The sequence below is a fragment of the Mycobacterium sp. AT1 genome (assembly GCF_002043095.1).
In the GTDB taxonomy this organism is placed as follows: domain Bacteria; phylum Actinomycetota; class Actinomycetes; order Mycobacteriales; family Mycobacteriaceae; genus Mycobacterium.
The window spans coordinates 143,874-147,197 of the sequence record NZ_MVOC01000022.1 but is presented as its reverse complement, the minus strand read 5'-3'; the positions used below and the strand labels follow the sequence as shown (position 1 = coordinate 147,197).

Annotated in this window: 3 protein-coding genes and 2 pseudogenes (1 of these 5 cut by a window edge); all 5 read right to left on the bottom strand. The window is 65.7% G+C overall.

Going from position 1 to position 3,324, the window contains the following annotated elements; translation table 11 throughout:
* Window positions 1-398 precede the first annotated feature (398 nt).
* The gene (locus B1790_RS11440) at window positions 399-989 is read right to left on the bottom strand and encodes a cysteine hydrolase family protein (protein WP_079923312.1); all 591 of its coding nucleotides are present in this window, start codon (window positions 987-989) and stop codon (window positions 399-401) included.
* Between the two features lie 129 nt (window positions 990-1,118).
* Window positions 1,119-1,250 (bottom strand): hypothetical protein, encoded by a 132-nt coding sequence (locus B1790_RS35635; RefSeq protein WP_255407268.1) that lies wholly within the window; start codon window positions 1,248-1,250, stop codon window positions 1,119-1,121.
* Window positions 1,247-2,683 (bottom strand): MFS transporter, encoded by a 1,437-nt coding sequence (locus tag B1790_RS11435; protein ID WP_079923311.1) that lies wholly within the window; start codon window positions 2,681-2,683, stop codon window positions 1,247-1,249. The genes B1790_RS35635 and B1790_RS11435 overlap by 4 nt, the downstream gene beginning before the upstream one ends.
* A 44-nt stretch (window positions 2,684-2,727) precedes the next feature.
* A pseudogene (locus B1790_RS35275) lies at window positions 2,728-3,051 on the bottom strand (MarR family winged helix-turn-helix transcriptional regulator); the annotation flags it as partial.
* A 169-nt stretch (window positions 3,052-3,220) separates the two neighbouring features.
* Window positions 3,221-3,324, bottom strand: a pseudogene (locus B1790_RS11425) (cytochrome c oxidase assembly protein) (it continues 1,857 nt past the right edge of the window).

Genomic DNA, 3,324 nt, shown 5'->3' with positions numbered 1-3,324 from the left:
ATCTCCACCAACCGACTGTCAATCGCATTGCGCTGCCCCGCCAACTCCTCCATCTCGCCAAACAACACGTCCAAGCGCTCCTTGGAGCTCAAAGACGTTGCGGGCGAGGACATGACACCATCATAGGAGCGAGGTCTGACACGTCCGGGCTCGCCGACAACTGCTAGCGCTCCTTCGAGCTTGGCCAGTCCAACCGCACGGCGGTCCGTTGATCGCTGCGCCGCCACTGGATGAACAGCGCAATGAGCACGAGAACCAGCGGGACTTCGCCTGCCGACCAAACGATTTCACCGCCTTCACCGACGGGTTGAAGATCGCCGACGGAGGCGACGGGCGAGCGGCCGGGTGCCCTGTGGATGAAGTGCGGACTGTGGATGAACCGAGACCCAGTGCGTTCGTCAAACCCATAGACGGTCGAGTTCAGCGACGGTCGTGACGAAAGTGTTGGCAGCGAACAATTTTTCGGTGAGAAAGGCATGGGTGTCCTGGTCTCGGTCGGCACAGGCGTCCCGCAGGACGACGATCTGGTAGTCGAGGTCGATTGCTTCGCGCACCGTGGTCAGCACGACGCCGCTGGTGCTGATTCCGGCGAGGACCAGTGTCGTGATCTCGCCTGCGCGAAGCTGATGGTCGAGGCCGGTAGTGGAAAACGCGCCGATGCGGGTCTTGCGGACGCTGATGTCGCCAGGTTGGGGGTTGAGCCGAGCGTGAATCTGGGTGTCGGGGGCGTCGGCGTGCAGAGCCGGCTGTCGCCGTCCGCCCGTCACTTCCGCAAAGACGCTGCGCTCGGGGATCGCGGCGAGGTCGGCCTCGGTGAACGCCACGCGAACCCAGCCGATCCGTCCGCCACGACCACGGACGTTCCCGACGGCCGAGCTGACCCGCTCAAGCGGCGACTCTGCGTCGGACAGCCGAGCGACGATTCCGTTCTGGTAATCCATCACGAGCAGCGCCGTGTGGCGCGGGTCGAGTGCAGGTGCGTCGGGCATGTTTTGGTCCTCTCGGGCGAAGCGTTGACTGCGGGTTCTGAGCGGCTCAAGTCGTGGGTGCGGCGCCGCACTGGATCAGCCTGCTGAGGTTGATCTGGTCCTTGGTGCACAACGTCGCCGTGCCGCCGCTCACGGCTGGCGGCAGTGGATGTTGGGAGCCGTCGGTGACGCGCTGGATGCGTCATTGGGAGGCGCCAGCGGTAAGCCCGTCGTGAGGACCACGATCGCGACGGCGGCGATGAACTTCAGTCGGGAGTTCATGCGGTGCCCTTGGACAGTGAACGGTCGAACACGGTGATGAGCAGAAACACCGCGCTGATGCCGACGAGCAAGAGGGCGAGGTGATGTAGACCGCCGGTATCCGCGGCGGGATGGAAGAAGGCGCCCTGGGCGGCCGAGGAGATGATGGCGCCGAGGTAGCCGAAGGTGCGCAACAGCCCGGCCGATGCACCGATGTCGTCGGGACGGGCTTGGCGGTAGACGGAGTTCTGCAATCCGAGGCTGTTCAGGCCCTGCGGAATCCCGAAGACCAGTGCGACCGGGACGATCTGCCAGAGCGGCGTAGAGGACTGCAGCGTCAGCAACAGCACACTGCCCATGACCTGCCCGGCTGCGGCCACGACGAGCTTGCCGCGCACCCGTTCACGGCGACCGCTGATCAGCGACACGACGATCCCGGTCGCGAACACCGGCAGCATGGCGAGGCCCGCCTGGCTGGGAGACAGGCCGCGACCGGCCTCGAGCCACTGGGTGAAGCCGTAGATGAAGCTGTAGGACACGACGAAGGACAGCAGGGCCCGTCCGTAAGTGAGCATCAACGGCACGTTGTCACCGAGGATCCGAAGGTCGATGAAGGGCTGGTCGTGCAACAACTCGCGGAAGGCGAAGGCTGCCGCCGCGACGAGGAAGACGACACCGAGATACCAGAGTCCGACGCGTGGCTGCATCAAGAACAGCAGCAACGCGACCAGGGCGGCGCCGAAGAGACCCATCCCGAGCAGGTCGAGGTCACGAATGCCTTCGCGACGGCTCGGCGACCGGAGTCGCCCGCTGGGCGGGGCGCTCGACTTGGGCAGGCGGCGTGCCCCGAGCGTGAAGGCAAGCAGCGCGATCGGGATGTTGACGGCGAAGGTGGTGCGCCATCCGCCGAGGCCGATCAGCAACCCACCCACGGAGGGACCGATGACGGAGATGGTCTGTGTCGAAATCGCGAGAACCGTCAGGACCATTGCCGGGCTGTCCCTGCCCGTCCGCTCACTTTCGTCGCGGATGAGGCGCATCGCGGCGGGATAACCGGCGCACGTACCGAAGCCAAGGATCACCCGCGCGATGATCAAGACGGTGAGATTCGGTGCGAAGGTGCCGATCACACCCGCGAGCCCGACGAGGGCGGTCGCGGGCAGGAACAACCGGCGTGGGCCGTACATGTCGATCAGCCGACCGACCACTGGCTGACCAACCGCAGTCGCCAGGTAGAGCGAAGAGATCAGCCACGCCGTCGCCGAGGCTGGCGCACCAAGTGCCACGCCGATCGGCACCAAGGCGACGGCGATGATCGTGGAATTGATCGGATTGAGCACCGCACCCGAGATGAGCGGCGCGAGCAGCCGGTGATCGAAACCGTCGTCGACGCGTATTCGACGGCGCAGCCGGCCGCGTGACGGTCGCGTCCCCCCGGCGGCTTCTCTCGTCATATAGACAGGCTAACCTGTACAGTTAGTACTGTCCATATGACGTCTCACGGGTCGACGACGCGTTCGAGGATGGCCATCGCCTCGTTGACGACGGCCAACTCGGACTCGGTGAGATGAGCAAGGGCTTGCGCCAACCATTCGCGCCGCGACGCGCGGGCGCCCTGCCCATAGGCCCGCCCCTCTTCGGTGAGGAGGATGAACTGGCGTCGGCCGTCGGTGGGATCGGGTTCCCGACGGACCAAGCCCTGCCCTTCCAGGACCGACACGGTCTCGGCCATCGACTGCGGGCGCACCCGCTCGACACTGGCTAGCGCGCTGGTCGACATGGGTCCTTCGGTTGCCACGATTCGCGCCAACGCCGATGCCTGCGCCGAGCTCAGCTCACCGATCGCCGACGCATCTTGCATCTGGCGTCTTAGCCTGCCCACGAATACCCGCAAGGCCCCCGCGGCGGCGACCGCCGCGTCCGGAATGGCGTCTTCATCCATATGCGCAGCGTAACCTGCACAGGCATACCTGAAGAACGGGCCAGCGCGCCTAGCGCTCTTCGAGCTTGGCCAGCTTCGCGAGCATGTTGTTGTACGCAGCAAGGTCGGCGTCGTCGTCGCGGTCGGCGGCACGGTCCAACCGCACGGCGGTCC